The following is a 25,611-nucleotide window of genomic DNA, read 5'->3' on the forward strand; positions in this document are numbered from 1 at the left end:
CCTGCGGCGATGGTTTGGTTCAGCTGCGGTGCCAGTCCCGCAGCTTGGCGGGATTCAGCACGATCCAAAGGGCTGCGGCCCGGTCCTCGTCGCAGCCCACGGCGATCACGGCGACGGCACGCCCGGTCTGGCAGATCACCAGTCCGGTGTGCCCGTTGACGCTCTCAACGGTCAGGTCCGCTCCGGGCAGCAGGGCACATAGCAGCCGGGCGACCTCGGCTGCTCCGTGCACCGGACGGATCGGAGCGGGCACGCTGCCGCCGCTGTCGCACACCGCAACGGCGTCCGCGCCGAGGACGGCCTCGATCGCGGTGACGTCGCCCAACTGGCAGGCAGCCGCAAGCCGGCGTACGACGTCGTCATGAACGCGCGGCATCGCCCGCCGTGACACCCGCCGGCGGAGCACTCGCCTCCGCGGGTGCCGGTGCTTGCGCGCCGGCCAGAAACGCCTCCCGGGGGTGCTGCACCGAGGTCAGCGAGACGATGTCCCGGCCGAACAGCGCGGCGGTCGCCCAGACCGCGAGCACCCGGACCTTGCGCTCCCACGTCGGCACCGCCAGCACGTGGTAGCCGCGGTGCATGAGCCAGGCCGGGAAGCCCTTGATGACCAGGCGGTGGAACTGGAAGATGCCGCGGCCGAGGCCCAGCGTGGCGACCGTGCCGAGACTGTGGTGCACGTACCGCTTCGGCTCCCGCCCGCGCAGCGTGGCGATGATGTTGCGGGCCAGCAGCTTGCCCTGGCGCACCGCGTGCTGGGCATTGGGCACTGTCGAGACGCCGGTCCGCTCCGCCGCGAGGTCGGGGACGGCCGCGTCGTCGCCGGCGCCCCACGCGTCCGGCACCGGCGCGTCCTCGGTGCCGACCCGCAGGTCGGCGCGGACCACCAGCATCCCGCGCCCGTTGACGGGCAGGTCGCTGTGGTTGTGCACCATCGGATTCGCAGCGTTGCCGACCGTCCAGACGATCAGCTCAGAATCGAACTCCTCACCGGTGGACAGCACCACGTGACCGTCGTGCACGGAGAGCAGTTGCGCGTTCAGGTGAACGCGCGCGCCGCGCTTCGTCAGCGAGCGCACGACCCACTCCCCGGGCCCGTCGGTCACCTCGGGCAGGATCCGGTCGCGTGCCTCCACCAGGTGGAAGCTCAGCTCGTCCAGGTTCAGCTCGGGATAGCGCCGGATCAGCGCCGTCGCCAGCGACAGCAGCTCACCGAAGCCCTCGACCCCGGAGAAGCCACCGCCGACGAACGTCACGGTGAGCAGCCGCCGGCGCTCCGGCCCGGGCGGCAGCGTCGCGGCCTGGTCGAAGGCGGTCAGCAACCGGTCGCGGATCGCGACGGCCTCCTCAACGTGCTTCATGCCGATCGCGTGGTCGCTCACACCGGGAATGGCCAGGGTGCGGGTCACCGCACCGGCGGTCACGACGATGATGTCGTACGCGAGCGGGTATTCCCGGCCCACGGCCGGGCGTACCATGACCGTCTTGCGCGCGTGGTCGACCGCCGTCACCCGGCCCGCGATGATCTCCGTCTTCCGCAGGTGCCGGCGCAGTGAGACGGCGGCGTGGCGCGCCTCGACCGAGCCGGCCACCACCTCGGGCAGGAACGGCTGATAGGTCATGTACGGCCGGGGGTCAACGACGATGACCCGCGCCTCGCCCCGGCGCAGCTTCTTCTCCAGTTTCCAGGCCGTGTAGAAGCCGGCGTACCCGCCGCCGACCACCAGGATGGTCCGCACCTTCGTCCCCTGTCTCTCGCCTTCGCCAGTAGAGACCGGCCTGCCCCCTAGTTTGTGACGTCGGCCATTGCGGCGATCTTCTCCGAACTCATCATCCACAGCACCTGGTCGATACCCTCCGAAGAGGCGACGACCGTGACGATCCCGAGGACCGTGTCACCGCGGCGCATGATCGCGCTGGTCTGCCCGTTCGTGGTGACCCACCGCAGGTCCATGCCCTCCCAGTACTCGGTCGAGAACGCGGCGATGTACTTCGCCACCCGGGCCGCGCCCACGACCACCTTGCGGGAGACCTGCCGCGCGCCGTTGCCGTCGGAGACGCTCGCCACGTCGGCCGCGAACAACTTCTCCAATGCTTCGAGATCACCGCTGCGGGCGGCATCGAGGAAGGTTGCCAGCAGCCGGCGCTGCGCGGACTCGGGCACCGGGATCTTCCGCTCGCTGGCGACGTGCTTACGCGCCCGGCTGACCAGCTGCCGCACGGCCGGCTCGGTGGACTGCAGGATCGCGGCGATCTGCGGGTACGGGTAGTCGAACGCCTCCCGCAACACGTACGCCGCCCGCTCCTGCGGGGTGAGCTTCTCCATCAGCATCAGGACCGCGAGCTCGAGCGCCTCCCCGCGCTCGGCGCCCAGGAACGGGTCCGCGCTGGTGTCGACCGGCTCCGGCAGCCACGGACCGACGTACGTCTCGCGGCGCGCCCGCGCCGACTGCAGCTCATTGATCGCGAGCCGCGTCGTGGTCGTCGCCAGAAACGCGCCCGGATTCTTCACCACGCTCCGGTCGGTCGCCTGCCAGCGCAGCCAAACGTCCTGCACCAGGTCCTCGGCCTCGCTGGCGCTGCCCAACATGCGGTACGCGATCCCGAACAGACGTGGCCGCACGCCCGTGAAGATCGCCGCCGCCTCGTCGAGATCCCCCACCACTGTCTCCCCCAAGGTCGTTCGCCGCTCCAGGCTAGCCTCCTGTGACAGATTCCTCGCCGCGCTCGCCCCCAGATACGGACAACCCGAGGACGCCCACGCCGGCTCCGTGCACTACGGTGAGTAGCTCAGGCCGTGCATCCCGGCCGGCCCCTACTTTGGTGGGACTCGGCGAGCAGGCGGACGAGGCTGACCAGCGCATGGCAGGACAGTCCTCCGCCTGTTGCTATCGCGTCACGTGATCGGGGCTGCCGCCAAGGCGGCTTGAGGGGTGCTCCTCACCCTTCTGCGCACTGAACTTCGCCGCCGTTACGAACGGCGGCAGCCGCCGGGCGAGTACCGCGCACGCGATGCCAACGGCCAGGGATGCGGCCAGCGCCGCCGACCGCGACCAGGGGCCGACGACCGGCATCACCTGCCAGTGGGTGAGGTAGATCCAGAGCGAGCTGGCGGCCAGTACGGCGGCGGCCCGATTGATGGCCGGCCGGCTCGGCAGCCGCGGCACCCAGACCAGCAGGGCGAAGCCGGCGACGATGAACGCCTCGCGGAACGGTTCGCCGAACAGGCCCGGCACCGTGAGCGCCGCCGCGGCGGTGACGGCCACCCGCTGAGCGGTACGGGCGGCGCGGGCCGCGGCCCAGCCGAGCGCGAAAAGCCAGCACACCACCAGGGCCGACGGGACGTAGCCGAACGTGGCGAGGCCGGGTAGGTCGTACCGGGTGACCAGGCCGAGGGCAGCGAGCGCCAGCGGCAGGCCGAACGGGTACCGCCGTTCGATCCGGTCCACCGCCGGCACGGCGATCAGCGCGGTCGTCGCCAGCAGGATGTGGACCAGCGCCTCGATGAACCAGAACTGCCACTCCGTGGCGCCGTCGTGCGGGCCGAGGACGCTGTTGAGCAGCAGCACGTTGGTCAGCGTGTAGTCGCCGGTGACCGCCCCGGCCACGGCGATGAAGGCCACCGACGGCAGCACGATCCGGCCGACCGCACGTACGGAGGCCCGTACCCGCTCCCGTCGGGCTACGGTGGTGAGCTGGATCCGGGCGAAGTTGAACCCCGCTACGGCGAGCAGCAGGTGCGCCCCGCCCTTGACGGTGAAGACGGGAATGTGCGAGCCGACGACGACCACGATCGCCAGCGCCCGCAGGGCCACGCTGGTCTCCAGCACGCGGCGTCGGGTCGGGTGGGCCGGCGCGGTTCGGGCCAGCTCCTGGATCGGCGTGATGTGCCAGTCGGCGGGCAGGTCACCGAGGAGCTGTTCGAGACGGACCGACATCTCGACGTACGACAGGGAATCGCCGCCAAGGTCGACGAAGCTGTCGTCAGCGCTGACGCCGGGCTGGTCGAGCAGGTCGGCGTATAGCCGGCAGAGCTGCTCGGTCCCCACACCGGGCGCGCCCACGGCGGAGACCGGCGGTTCCTTCGTGAGTTGCCTACGTCGCGTCCGTCAGCCACGGATACGCCGTGTGATGCGGATCTGGGCGACGAGGCTGATGAGCGTGAGGAGAACGGTCAGCGCCGTGTAGCAAACGACGGCCGGCACCTCGCCGAGCGGGCCGGTGAGCTGCCCCTCGACGACGATGGGTAGGCCGAAGGCGACGTAGGAGACGACGTAGATCCCGCCGACGACTCCCGCGCGCTGGTGTGCGGCCGCGAGCGGGAAGATGAGGCGCAGGGCGGCGGTGAAGGACGCGCCGAAACCGACGCCGGCGATGGCCTGCCCGATGATCATGGCGGCCAGGCTCCCGGCGAACACCCCGCCGATGATGCCGACGGCCCCGACGAGGGACGCGTGGATCCCGACGATCATCGCGCGCCGCGGGTCGATGCGGGCGAAGGTCAGTCCGACGACGGCCGACACCGCCGGCGCGATGAACCCGGCCACGCCATTGAGCAGGCCGCTGTCGAGGTGGAACACGCTGCGGACCATGCTCGGGGCCAGCCCGCCGGAGAGACCTGCGAGCATCCAGACCGCGGCGACCACCGGCGCTGCGGCGGCGAACTCCGTACGGGCAGCGGGCGGGATCGCGACGCGCGGAATCATCGAGCGGAGCGCGCCCGAGGTGCGGGCCATGGTCTCCGGGGACAGGGCGATGACGACGGCCCCGAGAACCGTGAGGGCGATGAGGCCGACGAAGACGACGGTGTTCGCCGTGGACGTGAGCCGGATGGCGAGACCGGCCAGCAGAGAGCCGGCACCCAGCCCACCGGTCAGGCCGACACTGCCGAGGATGGTGCCCAGTCTCTTCTTGTTCGGCGGAGCGAGCTCGACGAGCGCGGCGGTGAAGGCGGCCGTCGCCGCGCCGCTGGCGACACCTTGCACGATGCGCCCGGCGATCACCCAGCCCACATCGGGTGCGACGAGGAACAGGACGTTCGACGCGAGCTGGATCATCAGCGCGCCGATCAGCACCGGTCGCCGTCCGACATGGTCGGACAGCGACCCCAGCGTCAGGACGGCGGCGAGGAAGCCGACAGCGTAGACCGCGAACGCCAGCGTGAGCAGTGACGGTGCGAAGTTCCACTGCTGGCGATAGAGCACCAGCAGGGGCGTCAGCACACCCGCCGCGAGATACAGGCTGGTGAACGCGAGCGCCGCGCCCGTCAACGCCAGTCCGGCGGGGAGAGTACGCCGCCGGCGGGTCGCGGGCGCGTCGATGGTTCCCGGAATTGAGGACATGACAGCTCCCTGGGGCGGCCCGCACGCAGCGATGCGCAGGCCGAAAGAGTCGGTGAAGGTGGAAAGGGGATCCGCCGCCGGGCCGGACCGCCGTCGGCCGGGATCTGGTCCACGGCCGAGTTCGGTCCGGCTCGGCGGCCAGATCGTGATCGCTAGTCAGTGATGACGACGACGCCCGACGGCGCATCAAGCAGCTCCACCGTGCGTTCGGCCGCCCGATCGATCTGGACCCGGGGCTCGGCGGGGATCTGCTGTTCGTTGTAGGTGCCGGGCCCGTAGAACTGCCCATAGCTCAGCACCACGCCACCCTCGGCGAGAACGGCGCGCTCCAACTCGGCGACGGCGCGGGCGTCGGGTCCGTCCGGCAACTGCCAGGCGACGGTCTGGGCCAGGATCTTAGGTGATCCGCTCTGGCGTGCCGCCTCGATCAGGTTCTGGTTGCCCTCAGTCCGGATGCGCGCGTTCAGCTCCGCATGATCACCAATCTTCTCCACCTCATCGGGCAGATCGGTGAGCTCGTTCAGGATGACCTCCGGTTCGAATTCTCGAACCGCCTTGATCAGGGCGCCCCGGTCGAAGACGTCACACAGGATCGGCTCGGCGCCGAGCTGCGCCAGCAACTCCGTCTTGTCGGACGATCGCGTCATGCCACCGACCACGTGCCCCGCCTGCACCAGCCGGGGGATCAGCCGCCGCCCGATCACGCCGGACGCACCGGCGAGAAATACCCGCATCATTTCTCCCACTTTTCATAGTTCGGTAGGTCTGGCTCTTTACTGTCACCGCCGAACCACGCCCGGCCAGCGGCAGATCCCGTCCGCTGCACGCATGCGTACTTTGGCGTCGGGTATCCGTTTCGCGGGCGCTTGGTCCTGCGGTCACGGCCGCAAAGTTACGCGCTGAGTGGCGCTGTGATTTGGTCCAGTTACCCGACAGATTCATGGGCCAATTCGGCAAAGAATCTGGCACTCCACTAGAGCTACCCGTGGAGAAACTCGGGGTGCGCCGACTGGGCGGCGGGCGGTCGGCTGACCTGCCGCTAACAGCACCGACCCACGGGAGGTCCAACGTCTGCCGCCGCTGGCCAGGCCCGGCGACACGGCAAGCCTCTGACTGGGCCGGCCTACGGCATGACCCCGCACAGGGCGTCCAACGCTCCCGCCCACGCGCTGTCCGAGGGAGCCGCGTAGTTGACCACCAGCCCGTCCGGCTCGGCCGACCGCCAGCCCGCATCGGCCAGCTCGTGACGGAAATCGGCCATCGGGGCCACCGCCAGGCCCCGGCGGGCCGCCGCCTGGACGACCGCGTTTTCGGTGCCGGGCGGGAGCTCGAGGACCAACTGCAGCCCGGCGGCCATCCCGGTCACGCGGACGGCGGGCGCACGCCGGGCCAGCGCCGCGACCAGCTCGTCCCGGCGGCGCCGGTAGCGCACGCGCATCGTGCGTACCTGACGGTCGTACGCCCCAGAGGCGATGAACTCGGCGAGCGTCAGCTGTTCCAGCGCGCTCGACATGTAGTCGATGTCTCCCTTGGCCGCCACGACCTCCGGGACCAGCTCCTTCGGCAGCACCATCCAACCGAGGCGCAGTCCGGGCGCGAGTGACTTGCTCGCCGTGCCGAAGTACACCACCCGCTCCGGGTCGAGGCCCTGCAGCGCGCCCACCGGCTGGCGGTCGTATCGGAACTCCCCGTCGTAGTCGTCCTCCAGGATCAGCCCGCCGGTGGCGCGGGCCCAGTCCACTGCCGCCGTGCGCCGCTGCGGGGTCAACGCGACCCCCGTCGGGTACTGATGCGCCGGTGTCAACAGCGCCGCGCCCACCGCGCTCAACCCCGTCAGATCATCGGTGCGCGCGCCGTGTTCGTCGACATAGACGGGCGGAATGCGCAGGCCGGCGCTGGTCAGCAGATCACGATAGACGTCGAGGCCGTACGACTCGACAGCCAGCGCCGCGACCCGCCGCGCCCGCAGGACCTGCGCCATCAGGGTCAGACCATGGTGGAAACCGGCACAGATCACGATCCGGTCCGGTTCGGCGTGCACCCCGCGAGCCCGCGCCAGATAGTCGGCGAGGGCGGTACGTAGCTCCACCCGGCCGAGAGCGTCGCCGTAGCCGAAGGCATCGTTCGGGGCCGCCGTCAGCGCCCGGCGAGCGGCTTTGAGCCACTGCGTGCGGGGAAACTCCGCGAGGGTCGGCGCACCAGGCAGCAGGCCGTACGTGGGACGGCGTTGGGCGGGCCTTGCGCGAACGGCGGCGGGCGCCTCGCTGCGTGGTTCGGCCCGCTTGGCCACCCGCGTTCCGGAGCCCTGTTGGGCGGTGAGCCAGCCCTCGGCGACCAGTTCGGCGTAGGTGTCGGCAACGGTGTTGCGGGCGACGCCGAGATCAGCGGCGAGTGAACGGGACGACGGCAGCCGGGTGCCGGGCACCAGACGTCCGGTGCGGATGGCCTCCCGCAGGGCGTCCGTAAGCCCGGCCCGTAGCCCGGGGCCGATCAGGTCCAGATGCAGGTCGGCGCCGAACACCGACGGGACGGCCCCCAAGTTGGTCCGCGAATCTGTCACGGAAGTGGACCGTATCCCAGTACCACCGGCCGCGTAGAGTTGCTGGCATGACGATCAACGACGGCACTTAGCGTCTCCTACGCTCCGCGGCCCTGCCGACCCTCCGGGCGCGGCGAAGGTGACCGCCTCGGCCTTCCGCGCCCTGTCCCAGAACCGCACCAGCGGCGACCCGCTCGTCCTGCCCAGACCGTGGAACGCCACCGGCGCACGGGGTCGTCGCCGACGCCGGCTACCCCGCGTTGGCCACCCCGAGCGCCGGGATCGCCGCCTCGCTCGGCTACCGGGACGGCTCGACCCCGCCCGACGAGATGTTCGCCGCCCTGGCGAGGATCGTCCCAGCCGTCCCCGTCCCCGTCCCGGCCTCCGCCGACATCGAGGGCGGCTTGCACTGGACGCTGATCTCCAGCTGGGGGCGGGTGCCCAAGGCTCTGGTGTGGGACAACGAGTCCGCAGTCGGGCAGTGGCGGGCCGGCAGGCCGCAGCTGACGGAGGCGATGAACGCCTTCCGCGGCAGCCTGGGCATCAAGGTGATCCAGTGCCGGCCGGCGGACCCGGAGGCCAAGGGCCCGGTGGAGCGGGCCAACGGCTATCTGGAGACCTCGTTCCTGCCCGGTCGCCGGTTCAGCTCACCGGCGGACTTCAACGCCCAGCTCAGCGACTGGCTGGTGCGGGCCAACAGCCGCCAGCACCGGATGCTGCGCTGCCGCCCGCTGGACCGGTGGGACGCCGACCGGGCCGCAATGCTGCCACTGCCACCGGTCGCGCCGGTGGTCGGCTGGCGGCAGACCACCTGGCTGCCCCGCGATCACTACGTGCGTCTGGACGGCAACGACTACTCGGTGCACCCGTCGGTGGTCGGCCGGCGAGTCGAGGTCACCGCTGACTGCAACCAGGTGCAGGTGCTCTGCGACGGCCGGCCGGTGGCCCGGCACGACCGGTGCTGGGCATCGCATCAGAGCATCACCGACCCCGCCCACCGCCAAGCCGCCGTGGACCTGCGCATCGCTGCCCAACGCACCCCGACAACCGCCGTCGACGCCCAGGTCCAACGACGGCTGCTAAGCGACTACGACCGCATGTTCGGCCTCGATGAGGTGGCTGCGTGATGGCCGCCAAGACCAGCAACGTCGCCTCGGAGATCGCGTTCCTCACCCGCGCCCTGAAGGCGCCGTCCCTGGCCGCCTCAGTCGAGAGGCTGGCGGAACGGGCCCGCGCGGAGTCCTGGACGCATGAAGAGTTCCTCGCCGCCTGCCTGCAACGCAAAGTCGCCGCCCGCGAGGCCCACGGCGGAGAGGGACGCATCCGAGCAGCGAGGTTCCCGGCCCGCAAGAGCCTGGAGGAGTTCGACTTCGACCACCAACGCTCGTTGAAGCGGGAAACGATCGCCCACCTCGGCACCCTCGACTTTGTGGCGTCGAAAGAGAACGTCGTCTTCCTGGGCCCGCCAGGAACCGGCAAGACCCACCTGTCCATCGGCCTCGGGATCCGGGCCTGCCAGGCCGGACACCGAATCGCGTTCGCCACCGCCGCCCAATGGGTGTCCCGCCTCGCCGACGCCCACCACGCCGGACGCCTTCAAGACGAGCTGGTCAAACTCGGCCGGATCCCACTGCTGATCGTCGACGAGGTCGGCTACATCCCCTTCGAAGCCGAAGCGGCGAACCTGTTCTTCCAACTGGTGTCCAACCGCTACGAACGAGCCAGCCTCATCGTCACCAGCAACAAGCCCTTCGGCCGCTGGGGCGAAGTCTTCGGCGACGACGTCGTCGCCGCAGCCATGATCGACCGCCTCGTCCACCACGCCGAAGTGATCTCCATGAAGGGCGACAGCACCGGCTCAAAGACCGCGACCTCGGCCGCGTCCCCGCAGCCACCAAGACCAACGACTGAACATCAACAACCAGCGAGGGGGTCAACATTCGGCCGGAACAGAGGGGTCAGAGGTCAGCCGGCGTCGACAGATCGTTGCTCGGCATCTCCAAGTAGCCCCACGCATGCGACACGTCTGTCGCGTTGGGTGCATCCCAACGGCGCCTTACCGTGATCCGCCCCTCGTTCCACCCACCTCCGGGGGGTCTTGCTGCAACGATGCAGGACGTGGCAACCGCGAAAACGACTATGCCTGCTATCTCGCCCCTTGCTGGTGAGCCGATCGAGCGTGCCGATGCTGAGCGGCTCGCCGCGGTGCTGAAGGCATTCGCCGACCCGGCCCGGCTGCGACTGCTCAGCCTGATCCAGTCGTCTCCGGACGGAGAAGCGTCGGTGACTGACCTCACCGCGCCGCTCGGTCTCTCCCAGCCCACCGTGAGTCATCACCTTCGGATTCTCACCGAGGCCGGACTGCTTGAGCGCGACAAGCGCGGCGTCTGGGCGTACTACCGGCTGGTGCCGTCCGCGATCGGCGCGATCGCTGACCTGCTGACGCCACCCCGCAAGCGGTCGACGAAGAAGAATCGCTGACCGAGCAGCGGCGAGGGCGGACGCGATATCGGCTGAGGCGGCACACCCCTGATCGATACGCGCCAGGAAACACGGCTGGCGACGGGCAGGAGCCACCAACGCAGAAGCGATTGCGGCTGCGAGTGGGGCGCTCTGATCGGCTAGGGAAACGCCACCGCCCGAACTTGGCGCAGCGGCAGGGATCCGGTGCCTCGTCGCATCCGTGCCAAGGCATCCTCGTGGTCCAACTCCATGGCGGTCAGCCGCTGACGCACCGACTCCTGAAGACCTGATGTGCTCAACGAGCAGGAGCGGTCTGCTCCACAGACGGCGTCGGTATTCGCCGCTCCCGTTAACGCGAACCGGCGTGGGGGATGCGGGCACAGGAGGCCGTCATGGTGGCCGGGACCTGAGGGCAGATGAACAGGAGCCCACCCCCGAAAGATCGGGGATGGGCTCCTGCTCGGTTGTGGTGGGTTAGTTGACGGTGCCGATGGAGACGGCACCACGGCCGACGACCGCGCCCTCGGTGGTCACGACCGCCAGCTCGCCGAACAGCTCACGCCCGGCGCCCGGAGCGGACTGGGCGGTCACCGTACCGGTGAGCGTGGCGGTGGTGCCGTTGGGCAGGGCCAGCGGGGTCGCCGGAGTGGCCAGCGTGCCCAGCGACGAGGCCGAGAACGAGTCCCGGTAGTCGTAGGCGGTGCTGGTGCCCGGCCCGTCGACGGCGTACCCGTCGACGACGACCCGGTAGGTGCCCGCCGGCGGGTTCGCGACGGTGACGGTCTCCTCGGAGTCACCGTCGGCCGACTGGCCGACCTGGAGATCGCCGCGGAACACCGTCAGGTCCAGGTCCGCGCCCAGGTTGGCGGTGTTGCCGATCCGGGCGGTGAACCGGCTCGCGCCCGCGGGCACCTCGACGGTGTACTCGTGCTGGGCGCCCTCGGCGATGGTCGGCCGCTCGGCGTGCACGCTGGACAGCGGGCCGCCCTGACCGGTCACCGCGACCGGACCGAAGGTGTTGGTCAGCGTCCAGGTCGCCGAGGTCGGCTCACCGGCGGTGACCGACGGCAGCTCGATCACGGCCGGCTCCACCGCGACGCCCTGCACCCGCGCCTGAAGCTGGAACGGGTTGTTCAGCGCCGGGGAGGTCCGCCGCGACTCCACCTCGATCTCCCAGACCCCGGCGACGGGGTTCTGGTAGTCGCGCTCCTGCGGCTTGCAGGCCGCGGCGTCGGAGAAGTTGGTGTAGCAGGCGGTGCTCGCCGTGCTTTCTACCGGCACGCCGTAGGGGTTGATGGCGATGAACCGGGTCTGCGACCCGGTGGCGATGCCGGACAGGTTCACCTGCAGCGCGCCCGCGCCGGGCGGCACGGTGACGAAGTACGAGGTGAAGCTGTTGCGCTGCACCGATCCCTCGGCGGAGAACGAGTAGCTCGGTTTGGTGGTGTCATTGGCAGCCACCACGACGGCGGAGACCTCGAAGTCGACCACTGAGGTCTTCGGGTCGTCCACGGTCAGGATCGTGCCGTGCGCGCCGGTGGACGTCGGCTTGGCGCTGACCGGGACCGTGACGGCCTTGTTCAGCGGAAGTCCGACCGTCTTGGGTGCGGTGAAGGTGCCGTCGTTGCCGCGCAGGGCCAGCTTGTGGCTGATCGTGCCGGCTGGGCCGCTGGTCCGGGTGATCTTGACCGGGTAGGTGCGGCTCTGGTTGACCTTGTGCCCGCCCTCGGCGGAGGTGCAGCGGTTGTAGACGCCGGCGCCGCGGTTCGGGTTCGGGACGAACCGGCTCAGCTCGCGGTCGTAGCGGGTGAGGTTCTCCGACAGCTCGGTGCAGACCGGGGCGTCCGAGACGTACGAGCGGGTCTCGACGCTCTTCGCGAGCAGCTTCCACGCGCCGGGAACGTTGAACATGCCGTAGCCCTGCGCGTACGTCGCCACGCCCGCGATGGGCTTGGCGGAGGTGTAGATGGCCCGACGCAGCGCGGCCGGGGTGACGCCCTCGTCGGTGGCCTTCGCGGCCGAGAGCAGCAGAGCGGCGGCGCCAGCGGCCTGCGGGGAGGCCATCGAGGTGCCGTTGAGCATCTGGTAGCCCGGCGGCAGAGCGTAGCCGGCCTCAGGAACGGGGTTGCCCGGCTGCCAGGTCGGCGCGGTGGAGATCGCCGATCCCGGAGCGGTGATGTTGGGCTTGAAGCCGCCGTCCTCACGCGGGCCCCGGGAGGAGAAGTTGAACAGCGCGTTGTTCTTCGTGACCACCGAGCCGTAGTTGGCCAGCCAGGTGTCCTTGCTGATGCTGGCCGCGACGCTGACGACGTTCTCGGCGACGGACGGGTCGCCGACGGTGTTCAACCCGGGACCGGAGTTGCCGGCGGAGATGAACATCTGCACACCGTAGGTGCTGATCAGGTCGTTGTAGAGCTGCGCACGGGCGTTCGCGCCGTCGTTGAGCGTCGGCAGGCCACCGATGGACATGTTGACCACGTCGACGTGACGGTTGATGACCAGGTCGGCCATGCCGGTGGTCAGCGCGGCGGCGGTGCAGCCACCGCCCCAGGAGCAGGCCCGGGCGGAGACGAGCTTGGCGCCGGGGGCGGCGCCGTCGAAGGCGGTGTTGCCCAGCATGTCGTTGGCGGCGGTGATGCCGGCGACGTGAGTGCCGTGGGTGGCCTCGATGATGCCGATGTTGACGTAGTCGGCGGTGCCCGGGATGCCCAGGGGGCTGGTGTCCACGTCCTCGCGGTACTCCACCACGAACGGCATCTGGTCCCGCACGGCGGTGGCCGGGTTGTCGGTGCCGAAGTGCCCGACGTCGAAGCGCTCACGGTACGGGCGCATCAGGGTCTCGTCGGTGAAGCTGTTGTCCTGGTCGACGTCGACCCAGATGTCGTGGGTCTGCGGGTTGTAGAGGATGCCCCACGCGTCGGTGGTGTCGCCGTCGCGGTTGACGTCACCTGCCGGGTCGCTGGGGGCGGTGATCGACTCTCGGAACAGGTTGAACTTGTAGGTCCCCGCCGGCGCGGTCCACGTCGCGCCGCCAGCGCTGAACGAAGGGCCGGTCACCTCGGTGGCCATCCGCCGCCAGGTGCCGTCGTTCTCGGTGACCGGGTCGGTGGCCGTGACCCAGTCGACGATCTTCCGCTCACCGGTCGTGGTTTTCTGCAGCGCCGGCTGGTCCAGGTCGACGCCGGAGTCCATGATGCCGATGGTCACTCCGCGGCCGTCCCACTGCGGGTGGGCGGCCTTGAAGGACTCCGCGCCGGTCTCGTTGGTCGGCATGTAGGGGTTCACCGCGCCGGTGCCCGCACCAGGACCGGCCAACGTCGCGCCCTGCCCGGCGGCCTTCGCCCCGGAGGGCGCGGTGCCGGCGGTCGGGTCCGGAAGCTGAATCGTCTCGTCCAGGTCGACGGCGGCGACACCCGGCAGCGTGGCGGCCTTGAGCACCTTGCTGGTCGGCACGGTGGCGAGGACGTAGCCGATCTGGTCGAAACGCCGGTTGACCGCACCGCCGAGGGCCTTGACGCCGTTGGCGACGTCGTTGCTCTCGCCCTTCTCGGTGGCGACGATCAGGGTGACCGTCGGCGCGTGCTTCGCCTCGGCCTGCGCGAGCAGTTTGGCGTCGTGCGAGCCCAGCGCCTCGGCGGGGGTGGCCTGCCCAGCGTCGGGTGTGGAGGGGGCGGCGCTCGCGGTGGCGGCACCACCCGTCACGGTCATGGCACCGGCCGCCAGGACCGACGCGAAGAGCGCGGCGGAGGTACGCCTGCTCAGGTTGCGGGGTGTACTCACGTTCTCTTTCCTCCAGAGAACAGGGCCCTGAGATGACAGGGCGCGCGTGAGCGCATCCTTTGCGGTGTTGGTAGGCGGTGTCGACCGATGCCCCGACGTTGTGACCTCCTCGTGACCTGCCGTCCGCCGGAGAGACTGGTGTGGACTGATCGTGAGACCGCGGAGCGCCTGCATAGGCCCGGGCGCCGGTGGCCGCGCCAGGGCCCACGGAGGTACGCCACGGATCGATTGTCAACTGCGGCTTAACGGTACGTGTGCGAGGTCGTCGTTGATCCGGGACCGGCGGGTGCCGGACGCTGGTGGCCATCGAGCGCGAAGATCACCGGCCGGTCTCTGGCCACGCGCTGGGCAGATCAGGGACGTACCGTCCGTGGAACAGGGGAGAGGCACGTATGCAGTTCTCGTTGATGGGGATGGCGATCGCGGCGGGTAACCCGACCGCGAGCGCGGCGTGGTTCGTTGAGCATTTCGGGTTCAAGGTCGGGATCGACCTGGGCTGGTACGTGAGCACGCAGCACGCCGATCACCCGAACGTCAGCCTGGACTTCGTGCAGCGCGACCACGGATCGTGGCCGCGGGCGACCCGGGGCAAGGCGGTGGTCGGCACGCTGCTGGCGTTCCTGGTCGCCGACGTCGACGCCGAGTTCGAACGGCTGCGCTCTGCCGAGTTGGAGGTGCTCCTGCCGCTCGTGACCGAGCCGTGGGGACAGCGCCGATTCCAGGTTGCCGGTCCCGACGGGCTACTGGTGGAGGTTCTGCAGATGGTGGCACCGGACCCGCAGTGGCTCGCCGACAATGGTCTGGCCGGTGAGTGACGGTGTGCTGACCGAGACGCTGCGGCTCTCGCTGCGGCTCTTGCTGCGTCCAACGACGAGCGACCAGGCGGCGTTGCTCGTTGCGGGAGGCAGGCGGGGCTGAGCGGAGTGGCGTCCGGTCCGTACGGCCGGGCGCGCACTCCGTCTCCCACGCGACACCGACGTCGTCCGTCTTCCTGGCTCTCGGCTAGCGCATCAGCGGGCACAGGTCGTCGACGACCTGTGCCATCGCCCGGATGATCTCGGTTTCCGTCTCGGTGCGCCAGACCAGGGCGTAGTTCAGACGGGGCAGGTCGGTGATGGGCAGCCACCGCACGTCCGGCATGGCCCAGTGGTCGGTCACGTGGACGGGGAAGACCTGGACCGTGTCGCCGAGGGCGACGAGGTGGATGAGCTCCTCGCTGTTGGTGACGAATGCGCCACGCTCGATCGTCTGGCCGCGTGGGCTCTGGAACGGCAGGTACGCGTCTTCCCAGTAGTCCGGCAGGCGTTGCCCCGTTCGGAAAGTCGGCGAGCATCTCCAGCGACACGGATGGTCGTCGGGCCAGCTCGTGGTCGGTCGACACCGCCAGGATCCGCCGGTCGCCGAAGAGGACCGGCCCCACCGTCAGGTCCGGTTCGTTCACGGGCAGCCAGGCGACGAGGATGTCATTTCCGTTCGCGAGATGCCTACCCTGCCCGACCTCACCTACTCGTCGGCTCGCGGCTCGTCGGCCGCTCGACGGGCTGGGCGGCGAACCTGGCGGGTGGCGACGCCAGGGTGATGGGTGCAGCCCGACGTCAGCGGAGTGTGATGACGGGAACAGCCCCCACCGGCACGTGGCCAGGTCAGCGATGCGTGGAGGACCATGGGCGCACGCTCCGGGTGCCCGCAGCGGGTCCGATCGACCAGGGAGGCGGACAGTGAGTGACGGGGACATGATCGTCGTCCGGAACAACCCGGACATGAAGCGGTACGAGGTCCTGGTCGACGGCGCTCTCGCCGGCTTCGCCGACTACCGCCTCCACGACGACCGTGTGGTATTCACGCACACCGAGGTGGACGTCGCCCACAACGGGCGCGGGCTGGGCTCGCGGCTGGTCGGGGAGGCGCTGGACGACGTACGACGGCAGGGTCTGTTCGTCACCCCGCTCTGCCAGTTCGTCGTTTCCTACATCCGCCGACATGCCGAGTACGCCGACCTGGTGCGGCATCCGTGACCGAGCCGGCCGCGCACGATCCCTTCGATGACGGGAAGCGGTATTCCGGCCCGGAGATCCTGGTCAGCTACGACGCTCGCCGGTGCCGGCACGCCGGCGAGTGTGTCCGGGGTCTACCGGACGTGTTCGACGTCGGACGACGCCCATGGATCCTGCCCGGGGCCGCACCGGGAGACGAGGTTGCCACCGTCATCAGGCGATGCCCCACCGGGGCCCTGCAGTATCGCCCGACGACCGGTGTCGACACCGAGCAACCTGATCCGGTGACGACCGTACGCGCGGTGCCCGGTGGCCCCCTCCTACTGCGGGGGGACCTGCGGGTGTGGGCCGATCAGCCGGGTGTCGGTGCCGGGATGCGCCGCGAGACCCGGATGGCGGCCTGCGCCTGCGGCGCCACCGCGCTCGCGCCGTACTGCGACGGATCGTGTGGTGTCAAGCTCTCAGAGCTGTAGAACGGACGCTGGTCGGCTCGATCGTTCTCGTCGTCGACCGGTCCCGCGGCGGACCGGTGCGCTTCAGAGGGAGTGACTCCGCTGGCCGGGTACGGCGCCGGGTCGGGCATGCCCCGCAACGCCAGATAGCCCTCCTGGCCGATGTCGAGTCGGGCCGCCAAACCGACATCCGCCGCCCACACCGCCCCGACCGGGCGGTACCGCCGATGGCTGGTACCGCCCGCGGTCGGGGCGTTCGTGCATCTGCTGGTCATCGCCAACGCGGGTGGCCTGGACCGGTCCTCGATGAGCGGCATCCTGGCCGACAGCTCTTATCGTCTGCTGCCGGCCTGACGGCCCGGCCTCACTTCAGGTGCCGGGCGAAGAACCGGTTCCCGTCGTCCCCCTCGAACTGCGGGACGCCGGTGTGCCCGCCCATGTTGGCGTGCAGCGTCTTCTCCTTGGAGCCGAAGGCGTCGAACAGGTCCAGGGCCATCTGCCGGTCGTTTCCTTCGTCGTCCCACTGCAGCAGGACCTGCAGCGGAATGGTGACCTGCCGGGCCTCCTCGAACAGGGTGCGGGGCACGAAACTCCCGGCGAACAGAAGGCCGGCCGAGATGCGTGGCTCGACCACCGCCAGCCGGACGCCGATGGCGATCACCCCTCCCGAGTACCCGACCGGGCCGGTGATCTCGGGCAGCGCAAGGAGGGCGTCCAGGGCGGCCCGCCATTCCGGGACCGCCTTCTCGACCAGCGGGAGGACGAGCCGGTCGACGATCTCGTCGTCGACCGGCTCGCCAGCCTCCAGCGCCCGGCGCAGGTCGGCGCGGGCCTCCTCGGCGGCGGCGGACCGGGGCCGGTCACCGCTCCAGGGGAGCTCGATGGTGGCCGCCGCGAAGCCCTCCGCCGCGGCGTGCCGGGCCCGGGTCACCAGTCGGGGGTACATCCTGTGCAGTCCGCCGGGGTGGCCGATCAGGATCAGCGGGGCCGGTGCGGACGCGAATCCGGGCGTCCACAGGATGCCGGGGATCTCGCCGAGGGTGAACTCGCGTTCGAGGACGCCGTCGGCGAGGCGCTGCTCAGAAGTGAATCGCATGGTCGTGCCTTTCGGGAGTGCTCGTGGACGGCGCTCCCGGACGACCTATCGCCCGACCGTGACCCCGGAGGGGAGCACCCATGTCGATACTGCGTTCACGGGTACCACCTCCTCGTTCTCTCGCACGGTCGCCGGCAAAGTAGCAGTGGTCGCCGTGGTCCGCCAACGGGTTTTCGCGGAGCCTCCGCGGCCGGACGCCACGCAGTCACCCGTCTCAAGGCCAAGGCCGTGCGGTCCAAAGCTTCGGCCGGTGGCGTGATCACGGCATGACGCAGCCCGGATCGCACCGCCTGTGCCTCCCGCGCGCCGGCTTGACTTCAACCTCACGCGAGGTTCTAGCCTGCTTCCCGGAGGTACGGCATGAGCATGGAAGTGACCGCGTGGATGTCGCTGCGCCACGCGATGAACGCCCAGGACGAACGACCACTGTCGCGGGCGACGTTGACGCGCATCGCGCGGTTCGCGCGGCCGCACCGTACCTTGATCATGAGGTTCCTGCTGTTGAGCGTGGTGACGGCGGTCCTCACGGTGGCGGCGCCGGTGCTCGCCGGTCGGGTGGTCGACGCCATCGTCGACGGCGCCGACAGCGGCGTCGTGATCCGGTTGGCGGTGCTGATCGCCCTGATCGCCCTGGCCGAGGCCGGCCTGGGTCTGGTGACGCGGTTCCTGTCCGCGAGCATCGGTGAGGGACTCATCGTCCAGTTGCGGACGGCCGTCTTCGACCACGTCCAGCGCATGCCGGTCGCGTTCTTCACCCGGACCCGCACGGGCGCGCTGGTCAGCCGCTTGAACAACGACGTGATCGGCGCGCAGCGGGCCTTCAGCGACACCCTGTCGAGTGTGGTCGGCAACGCCGTCACACTGATCCTGACCCTGGCGGTCATGCTGAGCTTCTCGTGGCAGATCACGTTGCTGGCACTGGTGCTGCTGCCGATCTTCGTCCTCCCGGCCCGTCGGATGGGTTCGAGGCTCGCCCAGTTGCAGCGCGAAGCGGCCGAGCACAACGCGGCCATGAGCACCCGGATGACCGAACGGTTCTCCGCGCCCGGAGCGACTCTGGTCAAGCTGTACGGGCGTCCGGCCGAGGAGTCGGCCGAGTTCGCGGCGCGGGCACGACGTGTTCGCGACATCGGCATCCGTGCCGCCATGCTCCAGTGGGTCTTCATCACCGCGCTCACCGTCGTCGGCTCGCTGGCCTTGGCCCTGGTCTACGGGCTGGGTGGTCTCTACGCCCTGCGGGGCAGCCTCGACGCCGGCACCGTGGTCGCGCTCGCGCTGCTCCTGTCGCGCCTCTACGCGCCGTTGACGTCGCTGGCCAGCGCCCGGGTCGAGGTGATGAGCGCCCTGGTGAGCTTCGAGCGGGTGTTCGAGATCCTCGACCTCAAGCCGCTGATCCTCGACAAGCCCGACGCACGCCCGCTTCCCGACGGACCGCTCGCCGTGGAGTTCGACGCCGTACGGTTCGGCTACCCGTCGGCTGACAAGGTGTCGCTCGCGTCCTTGGAGGATGTCGCGAAGCTCGATACACGCGGCGGCGAGGAGGTGCTGCACGGCGTGTCCTTCCGCGCCGAGGCGGGGCAGATGGTTGCCCTGGTCGGGTCCTCCGGAGCGGGCAAGTCCACCATCGCCCAGCTCGTGCCGCGCCTGTACGACGTCGAGGACGGCGCGGTGAAGCTCGCCGACGTCGACGTACGCGACCTGTCGGCCGAGTCGATCCGGACGGCACTCGGCGTGGTGACCCAGGACGGGCACCTGTTCCACGAGAGCATCCGCGCCAACCTGGCGTTCGCCCGGCCGGACGCCACCGAGGACGAGATGTGGGACGTACTGCGGCGGAGTCGACTCGACGCCCTGGTCCGCTCACTCCCGGACGGCCTCGACACCATCGTCGGTGAACGCGGGTACCGCCTGTCGGGCGGCGAACGGCAACGGCTCACCATCGCGCGGCTCCTGCTGGCCCGTCCTCGTGTGGTCATCCTCGACGAGGCCACGGCGCATCTCGACTCCACGTCGGAAGCCGCGGTGCAGGACGCCCTCGCCGAGGCCCTGGCCGGTCGGACGAGTGTGGTCATCGCGCACCGGCTCTCCACCATCCGCGCGGCCGACCAGATCCTCGTCATCGAGGACGGACGCGTCGTCGAACGCGGGCGACACAGCGACCTGCTCGCCGCTGGCGGCCGGTACCGGGAGTTGTACCGCACCCAGTTCGACCAGGATGGGCCGCCGGTCCCGAAGGAGCGCGTCGCGACTGTCTGAAAACGTCCTAGTGCCGCCGCCCGCCACGGTGCACCGAGTGGTTGGCGGCTGTAGAGCCGTCCGCCGCCCCGTCCCTGTCGGCGGCGTCCGCGGCGTCCACGCCGAGCCTCACCGGCGCCTGCCCACCGCCGGGGTGATGACGGCCGCGCTGCCGCCAGCGCCGACCGTCGCGGCCTTCACCTTCGACTCGAGCGATCGGGGTGCCGTCGCCGTCACGGCGTTGAGCTCGGACATGTGCGCCGCCATGGAAGGTTTAGGGACGATGGCCGCGGCGCGGATGTAACGGCGCGCAAACGGGCAGCGCCTGTGGTGGTGGAAGGCCGAGGTGCGTGACCTTTCGACCGGGCGGGACCGCTCGACCCCCGCAGTCCCGCCCGGATGACAGCCGAACAGCGCATCACCACGCGGAGGCATTGCACGATGGCTGACTCGACATCGCGCAACCCCCCGCCGCGCTGGCCCGGTCGCAACGGGGTGGCTGCACCTCCTCCGGCATGGAACGTGAACCCGTCCGAGGTGAGCGCTCTGGCCAGGGAAGGGTGGGCCCTGACATTCCCGGGTACCTGTAGCCCATGGACTCGATCATGGAGAACTGGCAGACGATCGCCGGCAGGCACCGGCACTGCAACGACGATCCTCGCCGGTGTCGCGACTGTCAGGCGTACTGGCCCTGCACGTACCGCCTGCGCGCCGATGACGAGTTGAGCGGCGCACCGAGGCTCGCCACCTCGGCTCTGGCAGGGTAGACACGGCCGTCGGATGGTGCGAACCGTGGCGTCCGGACGGTGTGTGCGGCGTGACGCTGTTCCTCACTGCACCGCGATCCGGTCGCGGCTGGTGACGGCTGCGTGAGGGATTCTCGGACCGCGGGTGGGGGCTGAGGTCACCCGCGTTCGGTGGCGAGGCGGGCGCTGAAGCCGAGCAGGGCGACCCCGGTCAGCCCGTCGAGGCAGCGCCGCACCTGGCGGTGGGACAGCATCGCGCGGGCGCGGCTCATCACCCGGACGAGTACCAGCAGGTACGCCAGCCCCAGTACCGCGTGGCTGAGCGCGAAGACCAGCAGTACCGAAAGGGGCCCAGAGTCGCCGACGAACTGTGGCAGCACGGCCAGTAGAAGGCCAGCACCTTCGGGTTGGTGATGTTGGACAGGAAGCCTTGCCGGAGGCCGGCGATGGCCTCCCCGGGCGGACAGGCACTGACGTCGGCCAGGGGCGCGTACCGGCCGTGCCAGGCCGAGCGCCACGCCTGCACGCCCGCCCAGGTACGCCAGGTAGGCGACGCCCGCCCAGCGGATCGTCTCGAACAGCGGCTGGGAGCGGACGATCAGCGCCCCACCCCGGCCGCCGCGGCCACGCCCTGAACGACATTTGAGCCGGTCACCCCGAGCGCGCTCCACCAGCCGCGCCGCCGACCCGCGGCCAAAGTGTTGCGGGTGACCACGGCGAAGTCCGGGCCAGAGATCACGATCAACACCATTGCGAAGACCAGGAACGATCCATAGTTGCTCCACGACATGGTGCCGACCCTACGACGCCCCAGTCCGCCAGCGGATTGTCGCTGGACTGCCCATCTCCAGCTCCTGAGACCCAATCAAGAGGCCGAGATCAGTTCGTCTCGCGGCTTCACGCAGGATGACCGGCAGACACAAGACCGTGCCGCGCATGCCTGAGTCGTGTGACGTTGTGGTGATCGGCGACGGTCAGGCGGGCCTCGAGCCCGTGCTGATGGTGGATTCAGCCGTCATCAGCTGCCCGCGGGGTAGGGGCCGGCGCCCGTCGGGCTGAGGAAGACGAACCGGACTGCCGGGTTGCGCGCGGTGAGCCGTCGTCTGGCCTCGTCGGCCACGTCCTCGACGTCGGCGCCCCTGACCTGGTCGGCAAAGTCAATCTTCGCGACAACGAGAATGTCGTCGGGACCGAGCTGCAGGGTCAGCAGTTCCACGATGCCTCGCACGTTTGGCAGAGCGGCCAATTCGCGGCGAATCTCGTCCTGCACGGGCTCCCTGGCTGCCCGCCCAACGAGCAGGGCGAGGTTGTTGCGGGCCAGAACCGTGGCCACCACCAGCAGCAGAACACCGATGGCGACCGATGAGATGCCATCCCAAACCGGGTCACCGGTCAGCTCGGCGACCCCCAGGCCTGCACCGGCCAACCCCAGGCCGATCAGGGCGGCGCTGTCCTCCAGGAACACCGCCTTGATGGCGGTGTTGGGTGTGCGCCGCAGGACCCTGGCCGGACTGATGCCCCAGCGCTTGGCCCGGCGCCGTACCTGCCGCACCGTCCGGATCAGAGACACCGACTCCAGGACGAAGGAGACGACCAGCACCGCGTACGAGACGGCGTAATCTCCAGTCTCCTGGGCCGATGCGATGACGTGCACGCCGTGGGTAATGGAGAAGCCGGCGCCGCTGACGAAGGTGAAAACCGCCGCGAGGAGAGCCCAGATGTAGCTCTCCCGACCGTAGCCGAAAGGGTGCCCGGGGTCGGCCGGGCGGCCGCCACGACTCAGCGCCACGAACAGCAGCACCTCGGTCGTGGTGTCGGCGAACGAATGCGCGGCTTCCGACAGCATGGCCGCCGAACCCGAGAGCAGACCCGCAACCACCTTGGCCACGGCGACAGCGACGTTGACGCAACCGGCCACGATCACCGTGCGGACGCTCTGCGACTGCCCGTCCGATTCGGTCATGAAGCCAGGCTATGGACCGGGTGTCGACCGGGCGGACAAACCGACAGGCACACGGTGCCTGGACCATCAACCGCCGGCTGAGCTTGACCAACGACCTCACCCTCCGCAGCTGTGCGTGAACAGTGCGGTGGGCACCATGAACCGGTCAATTCCCGATATCCGGACAGCCGAGGACCAAGCCGGGCCGGGTCATCGCCGACCCGACCAGGTGCGTCCTCGTAGGCGACTCCGCCTCTGACATCGAAGGCGGACAGGCCTGCGACTGACCAAGGCTGAGCCCGCCGACGAACCACGAAACGATCATCCTCGTCGATCGCCGCGACCGCCACGCGCCCCTCTCGATATCCAGGGTCAATGCCCCGCCGCTTCTACAGGCGTCAGCAGCGGCCACGATTCTCAACGAGGCGCCGCTCTCGATTGCCCGGCTCAACGGCCATCGGCTGGTACGGGCGTCCTCGGTTGCCATTACGGCTGGTACAACACCGGCCGCATCCAAAGGGGGACTCGGCTACCTCAGCCCCGACGAGTACGAAACCGCCTGGCACACCCGCCAGAAGAAACCAGCCGAACCAACTATCGCTGCCCCTTCGCCATCCGGCGGCAGGTAACCACCGCTCCATCAAAGCGGGGGAACTCACTGCTACATTCTAACCCACAACTGGACGCTAGAGTCCAGACATGGGTCCCCGGAAGCGCTGATGGAGAAAGTCGGATGATCGTGTGCATCAGCAAGCCAGGCCATCAGGCATCCACTCTGACCTGCTCATGATCGAAGCAAGCCGCAGACCCGGCAGGGTCAGGCGCACACGTTTGCGAGCGGTGTCGCGACGTCTTATACTGGACTAAGTCGTCCATGTAGTCTCATGGTCGAACGGAGCGACCGAACTCATCGGGCCAACCACCTGCCGCTACTCGTGGACCGAGCATGCGGGAGTCATCGGCCGCGGAACCGACTGCGGTCGGCGGGCGTCGAGGCCCGACCGAGATTGCGACGTGGCAGCCGCGCACTGGTCTCATGCGGCTGGATCGCAACGTGAGTTGTCTTGAATGCCCGCGTGACTCGCGCGGAACATCCTCGGGTGCTTAAAGAGCGGAGCCCTTCCAGGAGCATGCGATGAGTGAGGAGAACATATGATCGAATCCGAACAGGCGACGCCGGCACATCACGCGTCGCAGGTGCGCGTGGTCACGGCATCGTCGTGCAGCGCGGCCGTCCCGATCGAGCCTGCAGCTATCCGCGCTGCTGCGGAGCCCGGTAGCAGGCGGGGCTGGGCGTCCGTCGGTGCGCTCGCGCTCGGCGCGTTCGTCATCGTCATGACGGAGACGATTCCGGTGGGGCTGCTGCCGCAGATTGCCGACGGACTGGATGTCTCGCTCGGCCTTGCAGGGCTGATGGTGCTCGTGCCGGGTTTCAGCGCCGCGGTGTCAGCGCCGCTGTTCTTCCTCGGTTCCGCCCGCTTTGACCGGCGCTCGGTCATCCTTGTCCTGGGTCTGATGGTGCTTGTGTCGAACGCGGTCGTCGCGGTGGCGCCGAACTTCGTCCTGGTGCTGATCGCCCGTATGCTCTTCGGCGCCACCCTCGGAGCCTTCTGGACCGTGGTCTCACCGGTCGGCCCCAAGCTGGTCGGCCGGGCCGGTGGCACTCGCGCCATCACCATCATCGCGGCGGGCATTTCGGGTGGGACGGTGGTGGGGCTGCCTGCGGGACAGTTCCTTGGCAACATCGTCGGCTGGCGTCTCGCTTTCGCCATTGCGGCGGCGGCGACACTGCTTGTCGTGGTTGCGCAGACGGTCGTGCTGCCGGGTATTCCCCCGGACGGGCGTACGCACCTGCGTGATCTCGTGGGAGTCGTGACGCGACGGGCCGCCCGGTTTGGGATGGCAGCGGGCGCGGTGGTGTTCATCGGACAGTTCACCGCCTGGACGTACATCACCCCGTTCCTGATGGACCACACACAACTGTCCAGCGGCGTGATCTCCCTGCTCTACGTCATCTACGGCTGCGGTGGCATCGTCGGCTCAATCGTCGCCGGATCGCTGTTCAAGCGCGGAGTGATCGGCAGCTTCGCCGGGGCGGCGACGGTGGTGGCCGCATTACTCATCGGGCTGGCGTGCGCGGGCTCCTTACCCTGGCTGGCTGGCCTGTTGCTCGTGCTGTGGGGCCTGTTTTGGGGAATCGTGAACCCAGGAACGTTGGTCTGGATACTCGACGCTGCCCCGGAAACCCCGGAGGCCGCGTCGGCGGTGAATGTGACGAACCTTCAGATAGCCCTGGCGGCAGGGTCTGGCCTCGGCGCGGTCCTTGTTTCGTCGACAACCTTGCAGAGGGTGTTCCTCACGGCGGGCTTCATCGTCCTTACCGGCGCCGTGCTCGCCGCGGTCGCGGCGCGGTTCGTGACACTCGCCCGGAGGGAATGAGGAGACCGAAACGAGGCGAGGGGTGGCCTGGCACGTAGACGTGCGCACCCCGAAACCTTCAAAAGCGCCGGCATGGTTCAGAACAGGAGAAAGACGGCTCGATTCAACACGTCCGCCGATCCCTCAACGCAACGGCCCCGCCGGGCCTACGTGCCAATCCGGCGGGGTTCGAGCCGGGTGGCCGCCGGCCCCGTCAGCTGCCAGAACTCCTTCGGCAACTGGGCGATGGAGTCCTCGTACTCCTTCGCGCTGACCGCGTCCCGCAGCGTGTCCAGCACGGCGCGCACCCCGTCGGTCGCCGTCTGGAACTCCACCGCGGCGCGTTGCTGCACCCGCTCGAAGAACTCGGGAAGCTCGAACGGTTCGGCCTCCTCGTCAGGCTTGCGTAGGTCTCCCCGCAGCCCCTCGGGGAGCTGCACGGCGAGATCCCGTGCCTGACCACCGCTGAGCCGCTCCGCCAACGTCGCGAGCGTGGCACGGGTGATCGGCTCGGCCAGGGTCGGTGACATCCTCGGTCGCGTCGCCACCGACTGGATGAACTCCTCGTACTGCACCTCGAACCCCCTCCTGCCGCGAATGCTGCGTC

Annotated in this window: 23 protein-coding genes and 2 pseudogenes; 10 read left to right on the plus strand and 15 right to left on the minus strand. The window is 69.6% G+C overall.

The genetic code is table 11. The features are described from left to right. Window positions 1-19: 19 nt before the first annotated feature. The 7 genes from ACFOW4_RS13770 to ACFOW4_RS13800 form a co-directional block, all read right to left on the minus strand. Window positions 20-376 carry a siderophore-interacting protein gene (locus ACFOW4_RS13770; protein ID WP_377527644.1) on the minus strand — a complete coding sequence of 119 codons (357 nt, stop codon included), beginning with the start codon at window positions 374-376 and terminating at the stop codon, window positions 20-22. Next, window positions 360-1,736 carry an NAD(P)/FAD-dependent oxidoreductase gene (locus ACFOW4_RS13775; protein ID WP_377527646.1) on the minus strand — a complete coding sequence of 459 codons (1,377 nt, stop codon included), beginning with the start codon at window positions 1,734-1,736 and terminating at the stop codon, window positions 360-362. The genes ACFOW4_RS13770 and ACFOW4_RS13775 overlap by 17 nt, the downstream gene beginning before the upstream one ends. Before the next feature lie 47 nt (window positions 1,737-1,783). After that, window positions 1,784-2,659: a sigma-70 family RNA polymerase sigma factor gene (locus tag ACFOW4_RS13780; protein ID WP_377527647.1), complete on the minus strand. Its 876-nt coding sequence runs from the start codon at window positions 2,657-2,659 to the stop codon at window positions 1,784-1,786. 226 nt (window positions 2,660-2,885) lie between these two features. Beyond that, window positions 2,886-4,061, minus strand: coding sequence for an acyl carrier protein (locus tag ACFOW4_RS13785; protein WP_377527649.1), 1,176 nt, complete (start codon window positions 4,059-4,061; stop codon window positions 2,886-2,888). 45 nt (window positions 4,062-4,106) lie between these two features. Beyond that, window positions 4,107-5,267 carry an MFS transporter gene (locus tag ACFOW4_RS13790; protein ID WP_377527651.1) on the minus strand — a complete coding sequence of 387 codons (1,161 nt, stop codon included), beginning with the start codon at window positions 5,265-5,267 and terminating at the stop codon, window positions 4,107-4,109. Window positions 5,268-5,491: 224 nt separating this feature from the next. Continuing rightward, window positions 5,492-6,073 (minus strand): NAD-dependent epimerase/dehydratase family protein, encoded by a 582-nt coding sequence (locus tag ACFOW4_RS13795; RefSeq protein WP_377527652.1) that lies wholly within the window; start codon window positions 6,071-6,073, stop codon window positions 5,492-5,494. Between the two features lie 389 nt (window positions 6,074-6,462). Continuing rightward, window positions 6,463-7,899, minus strand: coding sequence for a PLP-dependent aminotransferase family protein (locus ACFOW4_RS13800; RefSeq protein WP_377527654.1), 1,437 nt, complete (start codon window positions 7,897-7,899; stop codon window positions 6,463-6,465). 239 nt (window positions 7,900-8,138) lie between these two features. Here ACFOW4_RS13800 and ACFOW4_RS13805 point away from each other — a divergent pair, with 239 nt between their 5' ends. From ACFOW4_RS13805 to ACFOW4_RS13815, 3 genes and pseudogenes are all read left to right on the plus strand, one after another. Further along, the gene (locus ACFOW4_RS13805) at window positions 8,139-9,005 is read left to right on the plus strand and encodes an isocitrate lyase/phosphoenolpyruvate mutase family protein (protein ID WP_377527655.1); all 867 of its coding nucleotides are present in this window, start codon (window positions 8,139-8,141) and stop codon (window positions 9,003-9,005) included. Beyond that, a pseudogene (gene istB, locus ACFOW4_RS13810) lies at window positions 9,005-9,789 on the plus strand (IS21-like element helper ATPase IstB). Before ACFOW4_RS13805 ends, istB begins: the two are co-directional and overlap by 1 nt. A gap of 228 nt (window positions 9,790-10,017) precedes the next feature. Continuing rightward, entirely contained in the window at window positions 10,018-10,359 is a 342-nt protein-coding gene (locus ACFOW4_RS13815; protein ID WP_377528162.1) for an ArsR/SmtB family transcription factor, read from the plus strand. Between the two features lie 456 nt (window positions 10,360-10,815). Here ACFOW4_RS13815 and ACFOW4_RS13820 read toward each other — a convergent pair whose 3' ends face one another. Continuing rightward, window positions 10,816-14,121 (minus strand): S8 family serine peptidase, encoded by a 3,306-nt coding sequence (locus tag ACFOW4_RS13820; protein WP_377527656.1) that lies wholly within the window; start codon window positions 14,119-14,121, stop codon window positions 10,816-10,818. 299 nt (window positions 14,122-14,420) lie between these two features. Here ACFOW4_RS13820 and ACFOW4_RS13825 point away from each other — a divergent pair, with 299 nt between their 5' ends. Beyond that, the gene (locus ACFOW4_RS13825) at window positions 14,421-14,936 is read left to right on the plus strand and encodes a VOC family protein (RefSeq protein WP_377527658.1); all 516 of its coding nucleotides are present in this window, start codon (window positions 14,421-14,423) and stop codon (window positions 14,934-14,936) included. A 187-nt stretch (window positions 14,937-15,123) separates the two neighbouring features. On the opposite strand, the gene ACFOW4_RS13830 is transcribed toward ACFOW4_RS13825, so the two are convergent. Next, a complete protein-coding gene (locus ACFOW4_RS13830; protein WP_377527659.1) occupies window positions 15,124-15,279 on the minus strand; it encodes a hypothetical protein in 156 nt (51 codons plus the stop codon). A 560-nt stretch (window positions 15,280-15,839) separates the two neighbouring features. Here ACFOW4_RS13830 and ACFOW4_RS13835 point away from each other — a divergent pair. The 4 genes and pseudogenes from ACFOW4_RS13835 to ACFOW4_RS13850 all read left to right on the plus strand — a co-directional run bounded on the left by ACFOW4_RS13835 (window position 15,840) and on the right by ACFOW4_RS13850 (window position 16,921). Next, window positions 15,840-16,136 (plus strand): GNAT family N-acetyltransferase, encoded by a 297-nt coding sequence (locus ACFOW4_RS13835; protein ID WP_377527660.1) that lies wholly within the window; start codon window positions 15,840-15,842, stop codon window positions 16,134-16,136. After that, window positions 16,133-16,351, plus strand: a pseudogene (locus tag ACFOW4_RS13840) ((4Fe-4S)-binding protein); the annotation flags it as partial. The gene ACFOW4_RS13835 and the pseudogene ACFOW4_RS13840, both read left to right, overlap by 4 nt. Window positions 16,352-16,399: 48 nt before the next feature. Further along, window positions 16,400-16,588, plus strand: a complete 189-nt coding sequence (locus tag ACFOW4_RS13845; RefSeq protein ID WP_377528164.1) for a CDGSH iron-sulfur domain-containing protein — start codon at window positions 16,400-16,402, stop codon at window positions 16,586-16,588. Between the two features lie 141 nt (window positions 16,589-16,729). Then, window positions 16,730-16,921, plus strand: coding sequence for a hypothetical protein (locus tag ACFOW4_RS13850; RefSeq protein ID WP_377527662.1), 192 nt, complete (start codon window positions 16,730-16,732; stop codon window positions 16,919-16,921). A gap of 10 nt (window positions 16,922-16,931) precedes the next feature. Here ACFOW4_RS13850 and ACFOW4_RS13855 read toward each other — a convergent pair whose 3' ends face one another. Beyond that, window positions 16,932-17,663, minus strand: a complete 732-nt coding sequence (locus ACFOW4_RS13855; protein WP_377527663.1) for an alpha/beta hydrolase — start codon at window positions 17,661-17,663, stop codon at window positions 16,932-16,934. Window positions 17,664-18,023: 360 nt separating this feature from the next. Here ACFOW4_RS13855 and ACFOW4_RS13860 point away from each other — a divergent pair, with 360 nt between their 5' ends. Further along, window positions 18,024-19,919, plus strand: coding sequence for an ABC transporter ATP-binding protein (locus ACFOW4_RS13860; protein ID WP_377527665.1), 1,896 nt, complete (start codon window positions 18,024-18,026; stop codon window positions 19,917-19,919). A 108-nt stretch (window positions 19,920-20,027) separates the two neighbouring features. Here ACFOW4_RS13860 and ACFOW4_RS13865 read toward each other — a convergent pair whose 3' ends face one another. The 4 genes from ACFOW4_RS13865 to ACFOW4_RS13880 all read right to left on the minus strand — a co-directional run bounded on the left by ACFOW4_RS13865 (window position 20,028) and on the right by ACFOW4_RS13880 (window position 22,607). Beyond that, a complete protein-coding gene (locus tag ACFOW4_RS13865; RefSeq protein ID WP_377527666.1) occupies window positions 20,028-20,153 on the minus strand; it encodes a hypothetical protein in 126 nt (41 codons plus the stop codon). Window positions 20,154-20,802: 649 nt separating this feature from the next. Beyond that, window positions 20,803-21,315, minus strand: coding sequence for a LysE family translocator (locus ACFOW4_RS13870; protein ID WP_377528166.1), 513 nt, complete (start codon window positions 21,313-21,315; stop codon window positions 20,803-20,805). Then, entirely contained in the window at window positions 21,243-21,434 is a 192-nt protein-coding gene (locus ACFOW4_RS13875) for a hypothetical protein (RefSeq protein ID WP_377528192.1), read from the minus strand. The genes ACFOW4_RS13870 and ACFOW4_RS13875 overlap by 73 nt, the downstream gene beginning before the upstream one ends. Before the next feature lie 228 nt (window positions 21,435-21,662). Beyond that, entirely contained in the window at window positions 21,663-22,607 is a 945-nt protein-coding gene (locus ACFOW4_RS13880; protein ID WP_377527668.1) for a cation diffusion facilitator family transporter, read from the minus strand. A gap of 1,131 nt (window positions 22,608-23,738) precedes the next feature. Between ACFOW4_RS13880 and ACFOW4_RS13885 the strand changes: the two genes are divergently transcribed. Then, window positions 23,739-25,025: an MFS transporter gene (locus tag ACFOW4_RS13885; protein ID WP_377527669.1), complete on the plus strand. Its 1,287-nt coding sequence runs from the start codon at window positions 23,739-23,741 to the stop codon at window positions 25,023-25,025. Window positions 25,026-25,171: 146 nt separating this feature from the next. On the opposite strand, the gene ACFOW4_RS13890 is transcribed toward ACFOW4_RS13885, so the two are convergent. Beyond that, complete coding sequence (locus ACFOW4_RS13890) at window positions 25,172-25,579, minus strand: DUF2267 domain-containing protein (protein ID WP_377527671.1); 408 nt, start codon at window positions 25,577-25,579, stop codon at window positions 25,172-25,174. Between the last annotated feature and the right edge of the window lie 32 nt (window positions 25,580-25,611).

The organism is Micromonospora sp. GCM10011542 (assembly GCF_042650685.1).
Lineage (GTDB): Bacteria > Actinomycetota > Actinomycetes > Mycobacteriales > Micromonosporaceae > Micromonospora.